The organism is Cryobacterium sp. LW097, assembly GCF_002205495.2.
GTDB lineage: Bacteria > Actinomycetota > Actinomycetes > Actinomycetales > Microbacteriaceae > Cryobacterium > Cryobacterium zongtaii.
In genome coordinates, this window is record NZ_CP021992.1 from 2,583,779 (window position 1) to 2,602,645 (window position 18,867).

The window sequence follows — 18,867 nt, forward strand, 5'->3', positions numbered from 1 at the left end:
TCGCACCAGCGGATGACACACAGCGGGATGCCGCCGTTCCGACGATCACCCGACTAACGCCGCAGCACCGGCTTCGCCTTCGTCGCTGCCTTCGGCTTTGCGGAGTTCTTATTCGGCAACAGAGTGTTTGCCTCGTCCAGCGACATCCCGTTGGTCTCGGGCACCTTCGTGAGCACGAACACGAACGACAGCCCGGCGAACAGGGCGTACACGCCGTAGGTGAGCGGCAGTGACAGCCCTGCCATCGGCGGGAATGTCACGGTGACGAGGAAGTTCGCGACCCACTGGGCGGCGGCAGCCAGGCCGAGGGCCTTGGCACGGATGGTGTTCGGGAAGATCTCCCCGAGCAGAACCCAGACCACCGGTCCCCAGGAGGCACCGAACGACATGACGAAGACGTTCGCCGCGACGAGGGCGATCGGTCCCCAGGCGCCGTGCAGGGCGAGTTCGCCGTCGATCATGACCGACCGGCTGAACGCCATCGCCATGGTGGCCAGCGACACCGTCATGCCGATGGAACCGGCCAGCAGGATGGGGCGGCGGCCGATCCGGTCGACCAGGGCGATCGCCACCAGGGTGACCAGGATGTTCGTCACCGACGTGACCACCGAGATGGTCAGCGAGCTGGACTCCTCGAAGCCCACCGCGCTCCACAGCGTGGTCGAGTAGTAGAAGATCACGTTGATGCCCACGAACTGCTGGAACACCGACAGCAGGATGCCCACCCACACGATGGGCTTGAGGCCGAAGACCGGGCCACGGAGCGAGCCGGTGCGCCTGGCCCGCACATCGTCCTGGATCGAGGCCTTCATCTCGCGCATCTCGCGGTCGACATCTCCGTGCGGCAGCACCCGTTCGAGCACCTCGCGAGCCTTGTGCTCCTTGTCGTGCAGCACCAGATAGCGCGGCGACTCGGGTAGCAGCAGAGCGACGACTCCGTAGATGAGGGCCGGTACCGCGCTGACCAGGAACATCCAGCGCCAGGCCTCCAGGCCCCACCAGAACATCTGGCCGGCGCCGCCGGCGGTAGCGGCGAAGATGGCGTCGGAGAGCAATGCGGCGAAGATACCGATGGTGATGGAGAGCTGCTGCAGCGAGCCCAACCGGCCACGCATCTGCCGTGGTGAGATCTCGGCGATGTACGCGGGCGCCACGACCGAAGCGAGCCCGATGCCGATGCCGCCGACGACCCGCCAGAGGATGAGGTCGACGACGCCGAAGGCGAGCCCGGATCCGATAGAGCTGGCGAAGAAGATGATCGCGCCGACGAGCATGACCGGGATACGGCCGAACTTGTCCGCGAAACCGCCGCCGAGGTAGGCGCCCGTCGCAGCTCCGAGCAGGGCGCTGGCGACAGCGAACCCCGTGATGGCTTCGGAGAGGCCGAATTGACCCTGAATGGCCTCGACCGCCCCGTTGATCACGGAGGAGTCGAACCCGAAAAGGAACCCTCCGAACGCCCCGGCGATGGCCAGCGCGATGACCTTACGATTTGTCGCCGGCGTGACCGTCGGTGTCGCTTCTCTCGTCAATTCCGTCGTGGCTTGCATAGAAACTTCCTCGTTTTCGCTGGTCATCGCCGTCTGGGCAATCCGTGAAGACTACGCCTGGCCCGCACTCGGGGGGACCAAGAGATGGAGTCCAACGCCCTAAATGTTGCGAGAGCCGCTATATTCGGTCATCTTTCGCGGGCGCACCGAGCGTGGTAGGTATGGCCCATGACGCGATTCCTCGGGGTGGATCTGGCTTGGGCAGAAGGCACGGCCGCGAAACCGGCCAATGAGAGCGGGCTCGCCTGCATCGACGAGACCGGCCGGGTGATCGAGGCAGGGTGGGCCCGCGGCATCGACGAGGTCGTCGACTGGATCCAGCGGCTAGGCGAGCCGGGCGCAGTCCTCGCCATCGACGCACCGCTCGTGGTGAACAACCCCACCGGAATGCGGGAGTGCGAACGGGAAACCGGGTCTCGTTACGGTCGCTGGCACGTGGCGGCCAACGCCTCAAATCAGGCCCTGCCGCGTCTCGGCGGGGTCACCCTGCGCGGCCGGCTGGAGCAGCTCGGCTGGGCCTACACCGATGGCCTTGCCCCCGTCGGTGCACAGATGTGCAGTTTCCTGGAGTGCTACCCCTACACCACCCTGGTTGGCGCGCCGGAGTTCGGCTACGACGACAAACGGCCCCGATACAAGCGGATGGGGTCTGCCCTCCCGATCCTCGAACGTCGCGCCGAGCGTGCCCTGGTCTGCGACGACCTCATCGAGCGGATGTGGCGACTGCACGCGGCCTCGCCGCCACTGGACCTGGCCACCCACGCGGCATCCGACAGCCTGGTCACCGAGCCGACACCGTTGGCCGATGCCGCCTACAAGCACCGCGAGGATCTCATCGACGCGCTGCTCTGTGCCTGGACGGCGTCGCTCTGGCACCGCTACGGCACCGCACGCAGCCAGGTCCTCGGTGCCGCTGACCCGCTGGTCGTGGACGGTCGCCGGGGCACCATCATCGCGCCGGCCCGCCTTGAGCAGCGTCGCGGCGACGACCGTGTCCGGGCCGCCGCACTCGCTGCCGCCGCGTTCAGCGCACCGGCAGCCAGCGCCCCTTCACTCGTTCGGTGACCAGCCAGCTCACCGGGGCGGCGACCCGCCGGGTCTTCGCAACGACGTGGTCGCCGATGGCCAATGCGGCGGTGCCGTCGTCGGCGGTGAAACGCACCGTGGCGCGGGCCGACCCGGCCACCACGGCCAGGTCGGAGGCCTCCACGGTGGTGAGCTCCGCGGCGGCGCCGGCGGCGGCGGGCAGTACGGCCTCCGGTCGCACCCCAGGCTGCAGGGCGCCGATAGACATGATCACGCGGTAGGACGGCATTGCCCCAGAGTACGGGGCCTCACTCAGGCGGCGGCAGCTGCTGCAACGACCAGGTGTTGCCGTCGGGGTCGGAAAAGTACACGAAGCGACCCCAGTCCTGCTCGTCCACCTCGCTGGCCTCCACGCCTGCGGCCACCAGCTGGGCCCTCGCGGCATCCGCGTCGGCGACGACCATCTGCACGCCCCGCTGCGAGCCGGGCGGCATATCGGTCATGCACTCGCCGAGCACGATCGAGCACGCGGATCCCGGCGGGGTCAGTTGCACGAACCGCATGGCCTCGTTGACCCTCTGGTCGTAGTCGGCGTTGAAGCCGACCTGGTCGACGTAGAACGCCTTGGCCCTGTCGACGTCGGTGACCGGGATACTGACGAGTTCGATCTTCATGTCCATGGCGAACCTCCGGTGATGGGCTGAGTGTCACTCGAACGGCGCCAGCCTACGACGGAGCGGGTGCCGCCGCTAGAAGCGGATGTCGCGGCGCGACCGGGTGACCTCGGCCAGCACGTCGGGCAGCACCTGCACCCCGGTGCCCGGGCCGGTCGGCACCCTCAGGTGCCCGTCCTCGAGTACGAACGGGGCGGTGAGGTCCTGGGCGTAGTAGCGGTCAGAGGCCGAGGTGTCCCCCGGCAGCACGAAGTTGGGCAGGCCGGCGAGGGCCACATTGGCGGCCCGGCCGATTCCCGTCTCGAGCATCCCGCCGCACCAGACCGGCACCCCGTGCGCGGCGGCCACGTCGTGGATGCGGCGGGCCTCGAGGTAGCCGCCCACCCGCGACGGCTTGACGTTGATAATGCTGCACGCGCCCAGGCTGATCGCCGCAGCGGCGTCCTGCGCCGACTCGATCGACTCGTCCAAGCACACCGGGGTGCCAATCAGCCGGGCCAGCGCCGCGTGCCCGAGCAGGTCCCGCTCGCCCAGCGGCTGCTCGATCAGGAGCAGGTCGAACGGGTCGAGCCGGGCGAGGTGCCGGGCATCCGCCAGCGTGTATGCGGTGTTCGCATCGACCTGCAGCAGCAGGTCGGGGCCGAACCTCTCGCGCACGGCACGCACCGGGGCGAGGTCCCAGCCCGGTTCGATCTTGAGCTTGATGCGCAGGTAACCCTGGGCGAGGTAGCCGGCCACGGCCTCGAGCAGCTCGTCGACGGTGTCCATGATGCCCACCGAGACGCCGGCCGGCACTGTGTCGTGCACGGCGCCGAGGTAGCCGCCGAAAGATTGGCCGCTCTGGCGCAGCTGGGCGTCGAGGATGGCCGCCTCCAACACGGCCTTGGACATCTGGTGGCCCTTGACCGGGGCGAGGGCGGAGCCCACCCGCTCGGCAGTGAGGTCGTCACCGAGGGCCTGCAGCCGCGGGATGAGGTGGTCGCGGATCACCAGGTCGCTGGCATCGATGAACTCCGAGCTGTACAGCGGCCGCACCTCGGCGGCACACTCCGCCCAGCCCTCGGCGTGGGCGGTCGACACCTGCACCAGGGTGATTTCCCGTTCGGTGATGGTGCCGAACGAGGTGCGGAACGGCCGCACCAGCGGCAGGCTCACCCGGCGCAGCTCGATGTTCTCGATTCTCATGTGCCGGCGCTTTTCATGAACGGAGTCTAGCCACACCGGATTTCGGGGCGCATGCCCAGCCATCCGCACGGGATCGTCGATTAGGGTTCGAAGAATGAGCAGCCTCGTTGATGGATTCGTGAGCAGTTGGCGTTCGCACCTGCTTGTCACCCTCTCGGGCAACGACGAGGGCCGACCGGCTTGGGTCGGCACCATGGAGCTGGGCGACGATGCCGGCTTCTTCGGCCCGGGTTCGGCGTCCTGGGCGGTGCACGGCGGCATGGCCACCATGGTCGCGGGCATCCGGGCGCTGCTTATGCAGACCCTGCACCCTGGCGCGATGGCCGGCGTGCACGACTGGTCCAGGTACCGGGAGGATCCGCTCGGCCGGCTCAGCGGCACCATCCAGTGGTTGGTCACGGTGACGTTCGCCGCCACGGAACAGGCCGAGCGTGAGTCGGGCCGGGTGGGCCGGTTCCACGAACGGGTCGTGGGTAGCTACGTCGACGCGCAGGGTGTTCAGCGGCCATACTCTGCCGGCGACCCCGAGCTGCTGTCCTGGGTGCACGTGGTGTTCACGGATGCCTTCCTGGCCAGCCACAGGCTCTGGGGCGGCCCGATCCCCGGCGGCGCCGACAGATACGTGCGGGAGTGGGCCAAGGCCGGCGAACTCGTCGGCGTGCAGGACCCGCCCCGGACGGACGCCGAGCTCGCTTCGCAACTGCGGGCGTTTTCCGACGCGGGTGTGCTGATGGGCGGCGACCGGGTCGCGGAGGCCGTGCGGTTCATCAGGCACCCGCCGCTCCGGCGCGGCATGCTGCCGTTCTACCGCATCATGTTCGCCGGCGCCGTGGCATCGATCCCGGTCGAATACCGACGGATGCTGGGCCTTCGCCGCAGCCCCCTACCCGTGCTCTGGGCCACCGGCGCTGTGCTCGGCCTGGTGCGGCTGCTGCTCGGCGCGTCCTCCACCTCGGAGGACGCGGCCCGGGCCCGTATCGCCCGCCTCGCCGTGTCCTAGCCGCGCACCCGGCGGGATTCTCGGAGGAGGGTGCGGGTGATGGCTCCGGCGGTGGCGGCGACCAGGGCCGCCGCGATGGCCAGGACCGGCGCACTCGGCTGCACGATCGGCTGGCCGGCGAGGGCCTGGCCGGTCACCAGGGCCAGCACGCCCAGGTAGAGGCCGACCAGGGCGCGCAGAATGCCGCGGCGCGCGAGCGGACGGGCGAGGGCGGGCATCCGTCGGGCGAGGGCTTCGAGCAGCAGGGCCGCCAGCGGCAGCACCTGCAGGGCGTGCATACCCACGAAGTGCGGGATGCGCAGGTCGCCGGCCACGGTGCTCCAGCCCAGCAACGGCAGGCTCGGACCGCCGTCGGCGACTCCGACGGTGTGCGCGCCCACGATGCCCTGGTAGTCGTCGAGCTGGGCCGCGGTGGGTCCGGTCATCAGGAACGCCAGGCCCATGCCAACCAGGGCGATGAGCAGCCCGGAGCGGATCGCGAGGGCCCGGCCCGGGTCGCCGAGGTCGGCGCGGAGCAACAGGATGGCGATGGGCACGGCGGCGACCCAGACCGTGACGATGGATGCCGCCATGACCGACCAGAGGGCAGCGTGGAACCCCGTCGACACGTTGAAGTGGCTGGTCAGGCCGGCCGCGGCCGCTCCCACGATGATCACCATCTCCACGACCAGGAACACGGCCGCGACGGTGCCGGCCCACCAGGCCAGTCGACGAGACCGAGCCTTAGCCGCTGGCAACAGCCCGATCAGCCAGGACAGGGTCACGGCGTAGACGCCCACCGAGATGGCGAACTTGAGCGGCTTGGCCCAGAGGGGCGCCCCGGTGACGGTGCGGGGATCGACAGCGAGGCCCACCAGAGCGCCGGCGGCGACCACGGCCATCGTGAGAGCGAGCCAGAGCAGCGGTCGGTGCCACCTGATGGTGGGCGGGGCGCCGGACGCGGGGCCGGTGAGCAGGGTGCTGCGAAACGCGGTTCTGGTTCCGGTGCGAGTACTGGCCATGATGACGAACTCCTGACGGGATGGGGGGACTTACGGGTTGGGCGGTGCTGGATACCGGCGGGCGGAGACGTGCTCCTGCGCCGCTCGGCGGAGGGCGGCAAAGAGGGCATCGCCGAGCACTGTGCCCACGACCACCATCTCCGTCTTGGATTCGCGGTCGGTGCGGGCGTCGATCTCGTCGAGGTCGGCCTCGGCCACGGCGAGCGCCGCGGCCGCGTAGCCGGGCACCCAGCCGCTGAGGTCGGGCTGGCCGAGCTCGGCGAAGGTCTGCAGCACCCGGGCCGCGGCCAGGCGGCCGGGATTGTCCGGCGACACGTGCCATCCGCTCAGCACCGCATCGACCTGGGCCACGGCCTCGGGCGACAGCGCCGCACCGTCGATCTGGGGCGAGACCGTGCGCTGGGCGATGTCGAATGTGTGGGACAGGCCCAGGTCCGAGTCGATGGCATCGATCACCTGGTGGGCGGCGGCGATGCTGAGTCCGCCCACCTCCAGCAGGCCACGGATGACGCGCAGCCGGCGCAGGTGCTCCGGCCCGTACAACGACTGGTTCGGACCCTGCCGCTCCCCCGCCGGCAGCAGGCCCTCCCGCAGGTAGTACTTGATCGTCGCCACCGGGATCCCACTGGTCGTGCTCAGCTGCGCCATCCTCATGCAGATAGTTTAGCTATCGGATAGTGACACTGTCTATACCTGGGAGCTGCGGCGCGATCACAGTTACACCGCGATTACAGTTGCACAGTGTCCCAACGCCCCGCCATCCCCATCCCGCCGACAGTGCGCGCCACCCTACGTCGGCCGAAGGCCCTCAGCGTCGAGGTGCTCGCAGGAGTGGTCACCACCCTGGCGCTGATCCCCGAGGTGATCTCGTTCTCGATCATCGCCGGTGTCGACCCGAAGGTGAGCCTGATCGCCTCGGTGGTTCTGGCCATCTCGATGTCGTTCCTCGGCGGCCGCTCCGCCATGATCACCGCAGCCGCGGGCGCCGTGGCCCTGGTGGTGGCGCCGCTCGTGAAGGACCACGGGGTGGAATACCTGCTGCCCGCGGTGTTGTTGGCCGGGATCGTGCAGATCCTCTTCGGTGTCACGGGCCTGGCCCGGCTGATGCGGTTCATCCCGCGGTCGGTGATGATCGGCTTCGTCAACGCGCTGGGCATCCTGATCTTCGTCGCCCAGGTGCCGCACCTTCTGGATGTTCCGTGGCTGGTCTACCCGCTGTTCGCCCTCACCATCCTCATCGTGCTCGGGCTGCCCCGATTCACCAGGGTGGTGCCCGCCCCGCTGGTGGCCATCGTGGTGGTCACCGCGATCGCCATGACCTGGCACCTGGCCGTGCCCACCGTCGGCGACCAGGGCGACGTGTCCGGCGGCCTGCCCGGCATCACCCCGCTGCTCGTACCGCTGAACCTGGAGACCCTGCAGATCATCTGGCCCACCGCGCTGAGCGTGGCCTTCGTGGGGCTCGTGGAGACCCTGCTCACCGCCAAGCTCGTCGACGACATCACCGACACCCGCTCCCCCAAGGGCCGCGAGGCGTGGGCGCTGGGGATCGCGAACATGCTCGCGGGCCTCTACGGCGGCATCGCCGGCTGCGCGATGATCGGCCAGACCGTCGTGAACGTGAAGCTCGGCCGGGCCCGCACCCGCATCTCCACCTTCGTGGCCGGGGCCTTCCTGCTGTTGCTGGTCACCGCGCTCAGCGGCCTGATGGAGCAGATCCCCATGGTGGCCCTGGCCGCCGTGATGATGGTCGTGGCCATCACCACCGTCAACTGGCACAGTGTGCGTCCGGGCACGCTGCGCCGGATGCCCGTGCCCGAGACCGTCGTGATGCTCACCACGGTCGCCGTGGTCGTGGCCACCCACAACCTGGCCATCGGCATCGGCGCCGGCGTCGTGCTGGCCATGGTGCTGTTCGCGCGGCGGGTGGCGCACGTGGTGCGTGTGGACCGGGTGCTCGCCGACGACGGCCAGTCGGTGCGCTACGCGGTGAGCGGACCGCTGTTCTTCGGCAGCAGCAACGACCTCGTCGAGCAGTTCTCCTACGGGGTCGACCCCGCCGTCATCGACGTGGACCTGTCCCAAGCACAGATCTGGGATGCGTCCACCGTCGCGGTGCTCGACTCCGTCGAAACGAAGTACCGCCAGCACGGCGCCACGGTCACCTTCCACGGCCTGGACGAGCGTAGCCGGGCCATGCACGGGCGACTCACCGGGCAGTTGTAGCCCGGCCAGGGTGCCGCCACCCGCTCGTGACATGTGACGTGCGCGGCGGCACGTGTTGTGCGTCGCGGCACACGTTATGCGCGGCGGCACATGTTCTAGCGCGTGCCGCCGGAACTAAGGTGTGCCGCGGGAGCCAACGCGTGCCGCGAGCCGCCCCTACGCCCCGGCGAAGAACGCGCCGATCGCGGCGGACAGCGAGAACGGGTCGTTCACATGGGCAAGCTCCCGCGCGGAGTGCATCGACAGCAGCGGGATGCCCACATCCACGGTGCGGATGCCCAGCCGGGTGGCCGTGAGCGGCCCGATCGTGGAGCCGCAGGGCACCGTGTTATTCGACACGAACTCCTGAAACGGCACGCCGGCAGCGGCACTGCAGCGCGCCCAGAGGGCCGCACCGGCCGCATCCGTCGCGTAGCGCTGGTTACCGTTGATCTTGAGCAGCGGGCCCCGGCCGGCCAACGGCACGTTGGCCGGGTCGTGCCGCTCCGGGTAGTTCGGGTGCACGGAATGGCCGGCGTCGGCCGAGACGCACCAGGAGTCGGCGTAGGCGCGCTTCCGCTCCGACATCGTGGCACCGAGGTCATCGCCGATGCGGCTGAGGGTGTCGTCGAGCATCGGCCCGCTCGCCCCCGACCTGGACTGCGACCCCAGCTCCTCGTGGTCGAACGCGGCGAGCACGTTGATGGTCTCCTCGCTGCCCGAGGACCGGATCAGCGCCACCAGGCCGGCGTGCACCGAGGAAAGGTTGTCCATCCGGCCCGCGGCGAAGAGCTCGTTGTGCAGGCCGAACCGGGCCGGCGGGTTGGTGTCGGCGGTGAGGATGTCGTAGCCGGCGACGTCCTCAGGCGCCACCCCGGCGAGCGCGGCCAGATGCCCGACCAGGTCGGCCTGGCGGAGGTCGCCCACCCCGAACACCGGGTTGAGGTGCCGCTGCCGGTCGAGGCTGAGCGCCTCGTTGGCGGTGCGGTCCAGGTGCACGGCCAGCTGCGGGATGCGCAGGAACGGGCCGGTGCGCACCAGGTGCGCCACCCCGTCGGTGCTGACCAGCCGGCCGGCGAGCTCGAGCTCACGGTCGAGCCAGGAGTTGGCCAGCGGACCGCCGTACACCTCGACGCCGGCCTGCAGCCAGCCGTAGGACCCGGTGGTGGGCTTGGGCTTGAGCTTGAAGCCCGGTGAGTCGGTGTGCGACCCGAGGATCCGGAACGGAGTGGTCGGCGTGGCCCCGGCCGGTTGCACCCACGCGACGATGGCGCCGTCCCGCACGACGTAGAAGCGGCCGGCGCTCGTGCCGGCCGTCCAGTCATCCGCCTCGTCGCGGCGCTCGAATCCGGCGTCGTCGAGCCGCCGGGCGGCCTCGGCTGCCGCGTGGTACGACGACGGCGACGCGGTGATGAAGCTGGCGAAGTCGTCGATGTATGCCGAGAGTGAAGTCATGACTCCATCCAACCACCCGCACCTCGACAAGCGCGGCCAGCGGTGCGACTCTCGGGACCAGACGAGGAGGCCACCGTGACCGAGACCGAGGACGAGAACGACAACCCGGTCGACCCGTGGCTGCTGCGCTTCGACGGGTTCGACCCGGAGGCGGAGGGCTACCGCGAGGCGCTGTGCACCCTCGGAAACGGCTACTGGGGCACCCGCGGCGCCGCTCCGGAGGCGCGCACGGATGCCGTGCACTACCCGGGCACCTACCTCGCCGGGGTCTACAACCCGTTGAGCACCGAGGTACACGTGGGCGAAGCCATCGGCGAGACCGTGGCCGCCGGCGAGCCCGGTATCCGCACCCCGTTCGAGCCCTCGCCCGGCGCGCCGACGGCGGGGGTTCCCGGTGAACACGTGCGCGACGACGAACACCTGGTGAACGCCCCCAACTGGCTCTCCCTCTGGTTCCGCACCGGCGGCGGCAGCAGCAGTGTGGGCGACTTCACCGCCCCCGACACCGGCTGGTTCCATCCGGAGACCGCGGACCTGCTCGACTACAACCAGGAACTCGACCTGCGCCGTGGTCTGCTCACCCGGCTGATGCGGTTCCGTGACGCGCGCGGCCGTGTCACCCGGGTGCAGAGCCGGCGGTTCGTGTCCCAGGCGTCGCCTCACGTTGCGGTGCTCGAGACCACCTTCGTCGCCGAGGACTGGTCGGGGCCGCTGACCGTGCGTTCGGCCATCGATGGCCGGGTGGCCAACCGCAACGTGGCCACCGACAGACTGCTCGCCCACCTGCACCTGATGCCTCGCACCACGCGGGAGCTGAGGGGGGACGCGGTGCTGCTCGAGGTGGAGACCACCCGGTCGGGCATCCACATCGCCATGGCCGCCCGCACCCGCGCCTATTCCGGCGACACCCTGCTCGAACCCGAGAGACGATTTCTCACCGACTCCAGCCGCTGGGTCGCCCACGAGTTCGACCTCACCCTCGAGAGGGGCGTCCCCCTCCGGGTTGAGAAGGTCGTCGTCGTGAGCACCTCCAGGGACCGTGCGATCCTCTCCCCCTCGATGGCGGTGGCCACCTGGCTCGGCCGGCTTCCGGAGACCGCCGAGCTCCTGGGCGCGCACGAGCGGGAATGGGAGATTCTCTGGGACGAATTCGCGGTGCACCTGCACGATGGTTCGCGGCAGTCGCTCGCGCTCAACGTCAACACCTTCCACGTTCTGCAAACCGTGGCCGCTGTGGATGCCGACCTCGACGCCGGTGTGCCCGCCCGCGGACTGCACGGTGAGGGGTACCGCGGCCACGTCTTCTGGGATGAGATGTTCGTCTACCCGGTGCTCACCCTGCGCCGGCCCGACCTCAGCCGCATCCTGCTGGGCTACCGGTACCGTCGGTTGGGCGAAGCCAGGGCCGCCGCGACTGCCGCCGGCCACGAGGGCGCCAGGTTTCCCTGGCAGAGCGGCATCGATGGCCGCGAGGTCACCCCCACCGAGCTCTTCAACCCGCGCACCAACCGGTGGATGCCGGACCACTCGGGCCTGCAGCACCACGTGGGCCTGGCGATCGCCTACAGCGTGTGGGGCTACTACCAGGCCACCGGAGATGTCGAGTACCTGATCGAGCAGGGCGCCGAGCTGCTGCTGGAGATCGCCAGGTTCTTCGCGTCCCTCACCGACTACGACGACGTGTTCGACAGGTTCGACATCGGCGGGACGATGGGGCCCGACGAGTTCCACGACGGGCTCCCCGGCCATCCCGGCGGGGGTGTGCGCACCAACGCGTACACCAATGTGATGGTCGCCTGGCTGATGCGTCGCGCCGTCGACACCGTCGCCGTGCTCGAGGGCCGGGCCTGCCGGCCGTTGTGGAACCGGCTGCGGCTCGGGCCCGACGAGGTGGACACCTGGGAAAGGATCGGCCGGCGCCTGCGGCTGGCCTTCCATGCCGACGGGGTGATCAGCCAATTCGACGGGTACGAGGCCCTGCCCGAGCTGGACTGGGCGCACTACCGGGACACCTACGGCAGCACTGACCGTTCGTTGGGCCGCCTGGACCTGATCCTCAATGCCGAGGGTGACAGCAGCAACAACTACAGGGTCGCCAAGCAGGCCGACGTACTGATGCTGCTCTACCTGTTCTCGGCCGAGGAGCTGCGCGACCTGGTCGAGGAGCTGGGCTACTCGCTCTCCCCCGACCAGATCAGGCGCACGGTCGAGTTCTATCGCACTAGGTCGACGCACGGCTCGACGCTGAGCAATGTGGTGCATTCCTGGGTGGATGCCCGCGCCGACCGCGAACGCTCCTGGGACTCGCTCTGCCGGGCGCTGACCAGCGACCTCGACAACGGCCGGGGCGGCACCACCCACGAGGGCATCCACCTGGGCGCGATGGCGGGGTCCGTCGACATGGTCGTGCGCTGCTACACCGGCCTGGAGATCCGCGACGACATGCTCTGGCTGCACCCCGTGCTGCCGGCCCGGCTCGAGAAGATCGCCTTCAGCATCAACTACCGAGACCAATCGGTGCACGTCGAGGTCACGCCGACCACCCTCAGGCTTCAGCTGCCCAGCGGAGGGGCCACGCCCATCCGGGTGCGCGTCGAGGGGCGGGAGGCGCAGCTGTATCCGGGGCAGACCCACGATTTTGTACTCGGCACGGCGTGAAGCGTGTCAGGGGGTCCCGTTAGCCTGAGGGAATGGCCAGAAACGTCGCAACCAGCACCACCGTCTCCCTGCCCGACCTGCTCGATTTTGTGCGGCCGCGGCACCGGATGCTGCTCGCCACCACCCGCAGCGACGGCCGGCCGCAGATGTCGCCGGTCTCCGGCGGCGTCGACGATGCGGGCCGACTGGTGATCTCCTCCTACCCGTCGCGGGCAAAGACCCGAAACGCCGAACGCGACCCGCAGACGTCGGTGCTCGTGCTCTCGGACGAGTGGGACGGCGCCTGGGTGCAGGTCGACGGCACCGCCGAGATCCTGCACATGCCGGCCGCCGGCGACGGACTGGTCGATTACTACCGCTGCATCGCCGGCGAACACCCGAACTGGGTGGAGTACCGCCGGGCCATGGCCCTGCAGGACAAGTCCTTGATCCGGATCACGCCCACCCGATGGAGCCCGATCGCGACCGGCGGGTTCCCCGCCGATGTGGCCTCCAGGCTCGACGCGCTGTGACGCCGAATACCCGCGAGGCCGCCCTCGAGATCCTGCGCACCCTGGTGGGCCGGCCCGACGCCGACTTCCACGAGGGCCAGTATGAGGCCATCGAAACCCTCGTCGACCAGCGCCGCCGGGCCCTCGTGGTGCAGCGCACCGGCTGGGGCAAGTCGGCGGTCTACTTCGTCGCGACCCTGCTGCTGCGCCGCCAGGGTGCCGGCCCCACCATCCTGGTGTCCCCGCTGCTGGCCCTGATGCGTGACCAGGTGGCCGCCGCTGCCCGCGCCGGCGTGCGGGCCGTGTCGATCAACTCTGCCAACGCCCACGAGTGGACCGACGTGCTCGCTGCGCTCCGCGCGGACGAGGTCGACGTTCTGCTGGTCTCCCCCGAACGCCTGAACAACCCGTCCTTCCGCGACGAGCAGCTGCCCGCGCTGCTCGAGCGGGTGGGGCTGCTCGTGGTCGACGAGGCGCACTGCATCTCGGACTGGGGCCACGACTTCCGGCCGGACTACCGGCGCCTGCGGGACCTGATCGCGGCGATGCCGGCCGGGGTGCCGGTGCTGGCCACCACGGCCACGGCCAACAGCCGGGTGGTGACGGATGTGGCGGAGCAGGTAGCGGTCGGGGGCAGTGACGTCGTCACCATCCGCGGCCCCCTCGCCCGCGCGTCACTGCGCCTGGGCGTGTTGCGCCTGCCGGACTCCCGCGCCCGGTTGGCCTGGCTGCTCAGCCACCTCGCCGAGTTGCCCGGCAGCGGCATCATCTACACCCTCACGGTCTCGGCCGCCGAGGACACCGCCCGGCTGCTGCGGGATGCCGGCCACGCCGTCCGTGCGTACACCGGCCAGACCGACACCACCGAACGCGAGGAGTCCGAGGGGCTGCTCAAGGCCAACCAGGTGAAGGCCCTCGTGGCCACCAGCGCCCTGGGCATGGGCTTCGACAAGCCCGACCTGGGCTATGTGCTGCATCTCGGCGCCCCCAGCAGCCCGGTCGCCTACTACCAGCAGGTCGGCCGTGCCGGCCGTGCCACTGAGAATGCCGACGTGTTGCTGCTGCCGGGTGTCGAAGACGAGGCCATCTGGCAGTACTTCGCCACCTCGTCGATGCCCAGCCAGCACAAGGCCGAGGCCGTGCTGCAGGCGCTACACGCCAACGGTGGCGCCCCGCTGTCCACGCCCGCCCTGGAGTCCCGGGTCGACCTCCGGCGTTCCCCGCTGGAACTGCTGCTCAAGGTGCTCGACGTCGACGGCGCCGTGCGCCGGGTGACCGGCGGCTGGCTGGCCACCGGACAGCCCTGGGTCTACGACAGCGATCGCTACGAACGCATCGGCGCGGCAAGGGTGGCCGAGCAGAACGCCATGCTCGACTATGAACGCATCTCCGGCTGCCGGATGGAGTTCCTCCAGCGCGCTCTCGACGACGACACCGCCGTGCCCTGCGGCCGCTGCGACAACTGCACGGCCCCCTGGTACCCCACCGACGTTCAGGCCGATGCGGCGAGCACCGCGGCCTCGGCCCTGGACCGGGTGGGCGTGGCCCTGGAACCCCGCGCCCAATGGCCCACCGGCGCCGACAGGCTCGGCGTGAGCGCCAAGGGCCGCATCGACGCCGGCGACAGGGTGCTGCCCGGTCGCGCTCTGGCCCGACTCACCGACCTGGGCTGGGGCAACACCCTGCGCGATACTTTCGCGCCCAACACCCCGGATGCGCCCGCCTCGCCGGCGCTGCTGGCCGCCTGCGTGCGGGTGCTCGCCGAGTGGGGCTGGGCCGAACGGCCCGTGGGGGTGGTGGCCATGCCGTCCCGCCGGCATCCGCTACTGGTGGCCTCGGTGGCAGCCGAACTCAGCCGGGTGGGGCGGCTGCCGCAACTGGGCACGCTGAGCCTGGTGGGCGCAGGGCCCACCGGCGAATCCGGCGGCAACAGCGCCTACCGGCTCTCCAGCGTCTGGGGTGCCTTCGAGGTCGGCCCGGAGCTGGCCGCCAACCTGGCCGGAGCCGACGGGCCGGTGCTGCTGGTCGACGACCTCGGCGACAGCCGGTGGACCCTCACCGTCGCCGGCCGGCTGCTCCGCCGCGCGGGCGCGCCGGGCGTGCTGCCGTTCACGCTGGCGCTGCGGTCGTAGCCGAGCTACTTCACGGCGTGGAGCCGAAAACTCTCCCGCTCGCCGGCCTCGTTGGTGTCCTGGCTGTGCGCGGCGAGCACCGACAGACGCACCAGGTCGGCTCCGCGCAGGCCGGGCCAGCCCTGCACCAGTCGGCGCCATTCGCTGGGCACCGCGGCCAGGCCCCACTGGGCGGCGAGCAGCGCACCGGCTATGCCGGCCACAGCGTCGGTGTTACCGCCGCCGCGCACGGCCGCCTCGATGCCCAGACGGTACTGGCCGGCATCCGCTGTCGCGCCGGGCTCGTCACGGGTGTGCACGATGGCCGACCAGGCACCCTGCACCGCCTGCACGACCCAGCCGTTGCGCGTGAAATCGCGGGGCTGGCGGCGCTCGGCGTGGTTGATGCGCGCCGACCAGAGTTCACGCCGGCCCGGCGACAGGGTGCCCAGACCCACCCGCAGGTCGAGTTCTCCGGTAAGGACGGTGTGGCGGATGGCCAGCCCCCAGAGCACGCAGGCGTCCCCGGCGTCGGTCTCGCAGTGTGTGAGCTCGCTCAGCCGGCGTGCGGCGTCGGCCAGGCCGTCGGGATCGTGCAGGAACGCCAAGGCCACCGGGGCGGTGCGGAGCAGGCAACCGTTGCCGGCGCTTCGGCCCACTCTGTCGTGCCGAGCGCGGGCGGCGGCTCGTACGGCGGCGGCCGTCCGGTCCGGTCCGGACAACGCGGCGTCGAGCTGGTTGCCGGCGTACGGCGCGGTGTCGGCCCAGTCCACCCACTCCGCGGTGATGAGGTCGAGAGTGGACTCCTGGCGCAGATCGAGTCCGTCGGCCACGGCGCGCGCCACCGGGACGGCCAGGGCCGTGTAGTCGGTCCACTCCCCTCGGGCCCAGGTCGTGCCGGCTCCGCCGCGCATCCCCACCACCGCGGTGGGCGGCAGCGGACCCCCGTAGGCGTATCCGGCACCGAGGGCATCCCCACAGGCCATGCCGAGCAAAACAGCGGCCGAACGATCGTGCTGAGCCGACGACAATTTCATGCGTACTCCTTCGGGTTGAGTGCGACGGCGGCAGCATATGCCGAAAGCCCCGGAGCCGACAGGTTCTCGAACGGGGGGGCACGGGAGTCGTCACAGCGTCATCCGGCGTCATCGGAATATTCAGAACCGGGCCGGGCTTGTTAACCTGGTACGTACGCCCGCATCTTGATCAGCACATTGGATGAACACATACATGAAGCGCCACCTCGTCTCCGCCACCGTCCTCACCATTGCCGCCGCGGTGGCCCTGACCGGGTGCAGCGCCTCCGCCGGTGATTCCGGCAGCGACGGCGCCGCGGCCGGCACCGACGAGTCGCTGAGTTCGGTCCTCGAATCCGGCACCCTGACCATCGGCACCGAGGGCACCTACCGGCCGTTCTCGTACCACGCCGACGGTTCCGGCGAGCTCACCGGTTATGACGTCGAGGTGGCCCGCGCCGTCGCCGACCAGCTGGGCGTTGAGGCCGAATTCGAAGAGACCCAGTGGGACGCGATCTTCGCCGGCCTCGAAGCCGGCCGTTTCGACACCATCGCCAACCAGGTGTCGATCACCCCGGAGCGCGTGGAGGCTTACACGTTCTCCACCCCGTACACCTACTCCACCGGCGTCATCGTGGTACCGGAGGACAACACCTCTATCGCGTCGTTCGCCGACCTGGCCGGCAAGACCACCGCCCAGTCGCTCACCAGCAACTGGTACACGCTGGCCACCGAGAGTGGCGCCACCGTGCAGTCCGTTGAGGGCTGGGCCCAGTCCGTCGCCCTCGTGGAGCAGGGCCGCGTCGACGCCACCGTCAACGACAAGCTGACCTACCTCGACTACAAGAAGCAGACCGGCGCCGCGGGCCTGAAGATCGCCGCGGAAACCGAGGAGCGCTCCGAGAGTGCCTTCGCTTTCGCCCCCGAGGGCACCGCTCTGGCCGAGGCCGTGTCGGATGCCCTCGCCACGCTCAGCGAGGACGGTACCCTGGCCGCCATTTCCGACACCTACTTCGGAGCTGACGTCTCGCAGTGAGCGAGTCCACCTGGCAACTCCTGCTGGATTCGCTGTGGCCCCTGATCCACGGTGCCATCACCGGAACGATCCCGTTGGCCCTGGCGTCGTTCGCGATCGGACTCGTGCTGGCCCTGGGCCTGGCGTTGATGCGTCTGTCGAAGCGCCGGTGGCTGTCCTCGATCGCACAGGTCTATATCTCCATCGTGCGTGGCACCCCGCTGCTGGTGCAGTTGTTCGTGATCTTCTACGGCCTGCCCTCGCTGGGCATCGTCATCGACCCGTGGCCCAGCGCCATCGTCGCGTTCTCGATCAACGTCGGCGGCTACGCAGCCGAGGTGATCCGAGCCGCCATCCTCTCGGTGCCCAAGGGCCAGTGGGAGGCCGCGTACATGATCGGCATGTCGCACCGGCGTGCCCTCACCCGCATCATCCTGCCGCAGGCGGCCCGGGTGTCCGTGCCGCCGCTCTCCAACACCTTCATCAGCCTGGTCAAGGACACCTCCCTGGCCTCGCTGATCCTGGTCACCGAGCTGTTCCGCGAGGCCCAGCAGGTGGCGGCCTTCAGCCAGCAGTTCATGGCCCTGTACCTCGAGGCCGCCCTGCTCTACTGGGTCATCTGCCTGGTGCTCTCCAGCGGCCAGGGCGTGCTTGAAAAGCGATTGGACCGCTATGTCGCCCACTGACCAGAAGCTGCTCACGGTTCGAGGCCTGCAGAAGAGCTTCGGGGACAACCAGGTCTTGAAATCCATCGACCTCACCGTCGCGCGCGGCGAGGTGCTCGCGCTGATCGGGCCGTCAGGCTCGGGCAAGACCACCGTGCTCCGCTGCCTGAACGGCCTGGAGATCGCCGACGGCGGCACCATCGAGATCATCGGAGCGGATGACGCGACTCACGCACCCGTGACCATCGACTTCGCCGCTGCCCACGGATCCCGCGCCGGCGTTCCGAAGAAGACCCTCGGCACATTGCGGGACCGCTCGGCGATGGTCTTTCAGCACTACAACCTCTTTCCGCACAAGACCGTGCTCGAAAATGTGATGGAAGGACCCGTCGTCGTGCAGCGGCGCCCCCGCGCCGAGGTCGAGACCGAGGCCCTGGCGCTGCTGGAGAGGGTCGGCCTCGGTGAGAAGCGCGACAGCTACCCGTTCGAACTGTCCGGTGGGCAACAGCAGCGGGTAGGCATCGTCCGGGCCCTGGCCCTCCGACCTACCCTGCTGCTCTTTGACGAGCCGACCAGTGCCCTGGACCCCGAGCTTGTCGGCGACGTGCTGCGCCTGATCAAGGAGCTCGCCGCCGAGGGCTGGACGATGGTGATCGTCACCCACGAACTCGAATTCGCCCGGGAGGTGGCCACCGAGGTGGCTTTCGTCGACGGTGGCACCATCGTGGAGCACGGCGATCCGAAGGAGATGCTGCGGAACCCCCAGCACGAGCGCACCCGCCAGTTCCTGCACCGGCTGCTGTTCCCCTTCTGAT

17 protein-coding genes are annotated in these 18,867 nt (G+C 69.8%); 9 read left to right on the forward strand and 8 right to left on the reverse strand.

The features are described from left to right. Positions 1 to 53: 53 nt before the first annotated feature. Positions 54 to 1,550, reverse strand: coding sequence for a sugar porter family MFS transporter (locus B7495_RS12050; protein WP_088456776.1), 1,497 nt, complete (start codon positions 1,548 to 1,550; stop codon positions 54 to 56). A 168-nt stretch (positions 1,551 to 1,718) separates the two neighbouring features. Between B7495_RS12050 and B7495_RS12055 the strand changes: the two genes are divergently transcribed. Continuing rightward, the gene (locus tag B7495_RS12055; protein WP_088456777.1) at positions 1,719 to 2,615 is read left to right on the forward strand and encodes a DUF429 domain-containing protein; all 897 of its coding nucleotides are present in this window, start codon (positions 1,719 to 1,721) and stop codon (positions 2,613 to 2,615) included. On the opposite strand, the gene B7495_RS12060 is transcribed toward B7495_RS12055, so the two are convergent. From B7495_RS12060 to menC, 3 genes are all read right to left on the reverse strand, one after another. After that, positions 2,575 to 2,865 (reverse strand): hypothetical protein, encoded by a 291-nt coding sequence (locus B7495_RS12060; protein ID WP_088456778.1) that lies wholly within the window; start codon positions 2,863 to 2,865, stop codon positions 2,575 to 2,577. The genes B7495_RS12055 and B7495_RS12060 overlap by 41 nt on opposite strands. Positions 2,866 to 2,884: 19 nt before the next feature. Beyond that, entirely contained in the window at positions 2,885 to 3,256 is a 372-nt protein-coding gene (locus tag B7495_RS12065) for a glyoxalase superfamily protein (protein WP_088456779.1), read from the reverse strand. Positions 3,257 to 3,325: 69 nt separating this feature from the next. Beyond that, positions 3,326 to 4,435, reverse strand: coding sequence for an o-succinylbenzoate synthase (menC, locus tag B7495_RS12070; protein ID WP_088456780.1), 1,110 nt, complete (start codon positions 4,433 to 4,435; stop codon positions 3,326 to 3,328). A 94-nt stretch (positions 4,436 to 4,529) separates the two neighbouring features. Between menC and B7495_RS12075 the strand changes: the two genes are divergently transcribed. After that, complete coding sequence (locus B7495_RS12075) at positions 4,530 to 5,435, forward strand: oxygenase MpaB family protein (RefSeq protein WP_088456781.1); 906 nt, start codon at positions 4,530 to 4,532, stop codon at positions 5,433 to 5,435. Here the strand turns inward: B7495_RS12075 and B7495_RS12080 are convergent. After that, positions 5,432 to 6,436 (reverse strand): hypothetical protein, encoded by a 1,005-nt coding sequence (locus B7495_RS12080; protein WP_088456782.1) that lies wholly within the window; start codon positions 6,434 to 6,436, stop codon positions 5,432 to 5,434. The two genes, B7495_RS12075 and B7495_RS12080, sit on opposite strands and share 4 nt — an antisense overlap. 30 nt (positions 6,437 to 6,466) lie before the next feature. Continuing rightward, on the reverse strand, positions 6,467 to 7,090 hold the full coding sequence (locus tag B7495_RS12085; protein ID WP_088456783.1) for a MerR family transcriptional regulator: 624 nt from the start codon (positions 7,088 to 7,090) through the stop codon (positions 6,467 to 6,469). Between the two features lie 87 nt (positions 7,091 to 7,177). Between B7495_RS12085 and B7495_RS12090 the strand changes: the two genes are divergently transcribed. Beyond that, a complete protein-coding gene (locus B7495_RS12090; RefSeq protein WP_088456784.1) occupies positions 7,178 to 8,662 on the forward strand; it encodes a SulP family inorganic anion transporter in 1,485 nt (494 codons plus the stop codon). Between the two features lie 156 nt (positions 8,663 to 8,818). Here the strand turns inward: B7495_RS12090 and B7495_RS12095 are convergent, their stop codons facing one another. After that, positions 8,819 to 10,096, reverse strand: coding sequence for a M18 family aminopeptidase (locus B7495_RS12095; RefSeq protein WP_088456785.1), 1,278 nt, complete (start codon positions 10,094 to 10,096; stop codon positions 8,819 to 8,821). A gap of 75 nt (positions 10,097 to 10,171) precedes the next feature. On the opposite strand from B7495_RS12095, the gene B7495_RS12100 reads away from it, so the two are divergent. Genes B7495_RS12100 through B7495_RS12110 form a run of 3 tightly spaced genes read left to right on the forward strand, consistent with a single transcriptional unit; the run spans position 10,172 to position 15,377 of the window. Continuing rightward, positions 10,172 to 12,754, forward strand: a complete 2,583-nt coding sequence (locus tag B7495_RS12100) for a glycoside hydrolase family 65 protein (protein ID WP_240632233.1) — start codon at positions 10,172 to 10,174, stop codon at positions 12,752 to 12,754. A gap of 32 nt (positions 12,755 to 12,786) precedes the next feature. Then, the gene (locus B7495_RS12105; RefSeq protein WP_088456787.1) at positions 12,787 to 13,266 is read left to right on the forward strand and encodes a PPOX class F420-dependent oxidoreductase; all 480 of its coding nucleotides are present in this window, start codon (positions 12,787 to 12,789) and stop codon (positions 13,264 to 13,266) included. After that, a complete protein-coding gene (locus B7495_RS12110) occupies positions 13,203 to 15,377 on the forward strand; it encodes a RecQ family ATP-dependent DNA helicase (RefSeq protein WP_088456788.1) in 2,175 nt (724 codons plus the stop codon). The genes B7495_RS12105 and B7495_RS12110 overlap by 64 nt, the downstream gene beginning before the upstream one ends. 5 nt (positions 15,378 to 15,382) lie before the next feature. Here the strand turns inward: B7495_RS12110 and B7495_RS12115 are convergent, their stop codons facing one another. Continuing rightward, complete coding sequence (locus tag B7495_RS12115) at positions 15,383 to 16,393, reverse strand: ADP-ribosylglycohydrolase family protein (RefSeq protein WP_088456789.1); 1,011 nt, start codon at positions 16,391 to 16,393, stop codon at positions 15,383 to 15,385. Between the two features lie 193 nt (positions 16,394 to 16,586). On the opposite strand from B7495_RS12115, the gene B7495_RS12120 reads away from it, so the two are divergent. From B7495_RS12120 to B7495_RS12130, 3 genes are read left to right on the forward strand one after another with little or no spacing between them, the layout of a single operon-like run. Continuing rightward, a complete protein-coding gene (locus B7495_RS12120; RefSeq protein WP_088456790.1) occupies positions 16,587 to 17,408 on the forward strand; it encodes an amino acid ABC transporter substrate-binding protein in 822 nt (273 codons plus the stop codon). Further along, the gene (locus B7495_RS12125; protein WP_088456791.1) at positions 17,405 to 18,073 is read left to right on the forward strand and encodes an amino acid ABC transporter permease; all 669 of its coding nucleotides are present in this window, start codon (positions 17,405 to 17,407) and stop codon (positions 18,071 to 18,073) included. Before B7495_RS12120 ends, B7495_RS12125 begins: the two co-directional genes overlap by 4 nt. Further along, complete coding sequence (locus tag B7495_RS12130) at positions 18,060 to 18,866, forward strand: amino acid ABC transporter ATP-binding protein (RefSeq protein WP_088456792.1); 807 nt, start codon at positions 18,060 to 18,062, stop codon at positions 18,864 to 18,866. The genes B7495_RS12125 and B7495_RS12130 overlap by 14 nt, the downstream gene beginning before the upstream one ends. Position 18,867 lies beyond the last annotated feature (1 nt).

Excerpts from the sequence above, each read along its gene's own strand:
- menC (WP_088456780.1), bottom strand. The coding sequence starts at position 4,435 with ATGAGAATCGAGAACATCGAGCTGCGCCGGGTGAGCCTGCCGCTGGTG.
- B7495_RS12075 (WP_088456781.1), top strand. The coding sequence starts at position 4,530 with ATGAGCAGCCTCGTTGATGGATTCGTGAGCAGTTGGCGTTCGCACCTG.
- B7495_RS12120 (WP_088456790.1), top strand. The coding sequence starts at position 16,587 with ATGAAGCGCCACCTCGTCTCCGCCACCGTCCTCACCATTGCCGCCGCG.
- B7495_RS12060 (WP_088456778.1), bottom strand. The coding sequence starts at position 2,865 with ATGCCGTCCTACCGCGTGATCATGTCTATCGGCGCCCTGCAGCCTGGG.
- B7495_RS12130 (WP_088456792.1), top strand. The coding sequence starts at position 18,060 with ATGTCGCCCACTGACCAGAAGCTGCTCACGGTTCGAGGCCTGCAGAAG.
- B7495_RS12085 (WP_088456783.1), bottom strand. The coding sequence starts at position 7,090 with ATGAGGATGGCGCAGCTGAGCACGACCAGTGGGATCCCGGTGGCGACG.
- B7495_RS12110 (WP_088456788.1), top strand. The coding sequence starts at position 13,203 with ATGGAGCCCGATCGCGACCGGCGGGTTCCCCGCCGATGTGGCCTCCAG.
- B7495_RS12065 (WP_088456779.1), bottom strand. The coding sequence starts at position 3,256 with ATGGACATGAAGATCGAACTCGTCAGTATCCCGGTCACCGACGTCGAC.
- B7495_RS12115 (WP_088456789.1), bottom strand. The coding sequence starts at position 16,393 with ATGAAATTGTCGTCGGCTCAGCACGATCGTTCGGCCGCTGTTTTGCTC.
- B7495_RS12050 (WP_088456776.1), bottom strand. The coding sequence starts at position 1,550 with ATGCAAGCCACGACGGAATTGACGAGAGAAGCGACACCGACGGTCACG.
- B7495_RS12095 (WP_088456785.1), bottom strand. The coding sequence starts at position 10,096 with ATGACTTCACTCTCGGCATACATCGACGACTTCGCCAGCTTCATCACC.
- B7495_RS12080 (WP_088456782.1), bottom strand. The coding sequence starts at position 6,436 with ATGGCCAGTACTCGCACCGGAACCAGAACCGCGTTTCGCAGCACCCTG.
- B7495_RS12105 (WP_088456787.1), top strand. The coding sequence starts at position 12,787 with ATGGCCAGAAACGTCGCAACCAGCACCACCGTCTCCCTGCCCGACCTG.
- B7495_RS12055 (WP_088456777.1), top strand. The coding sequence starts at position 1,719 with ATGACGCGATTCCTCGGGGTGGATCTGGCTTGGGCAGAAGGCACGGCC.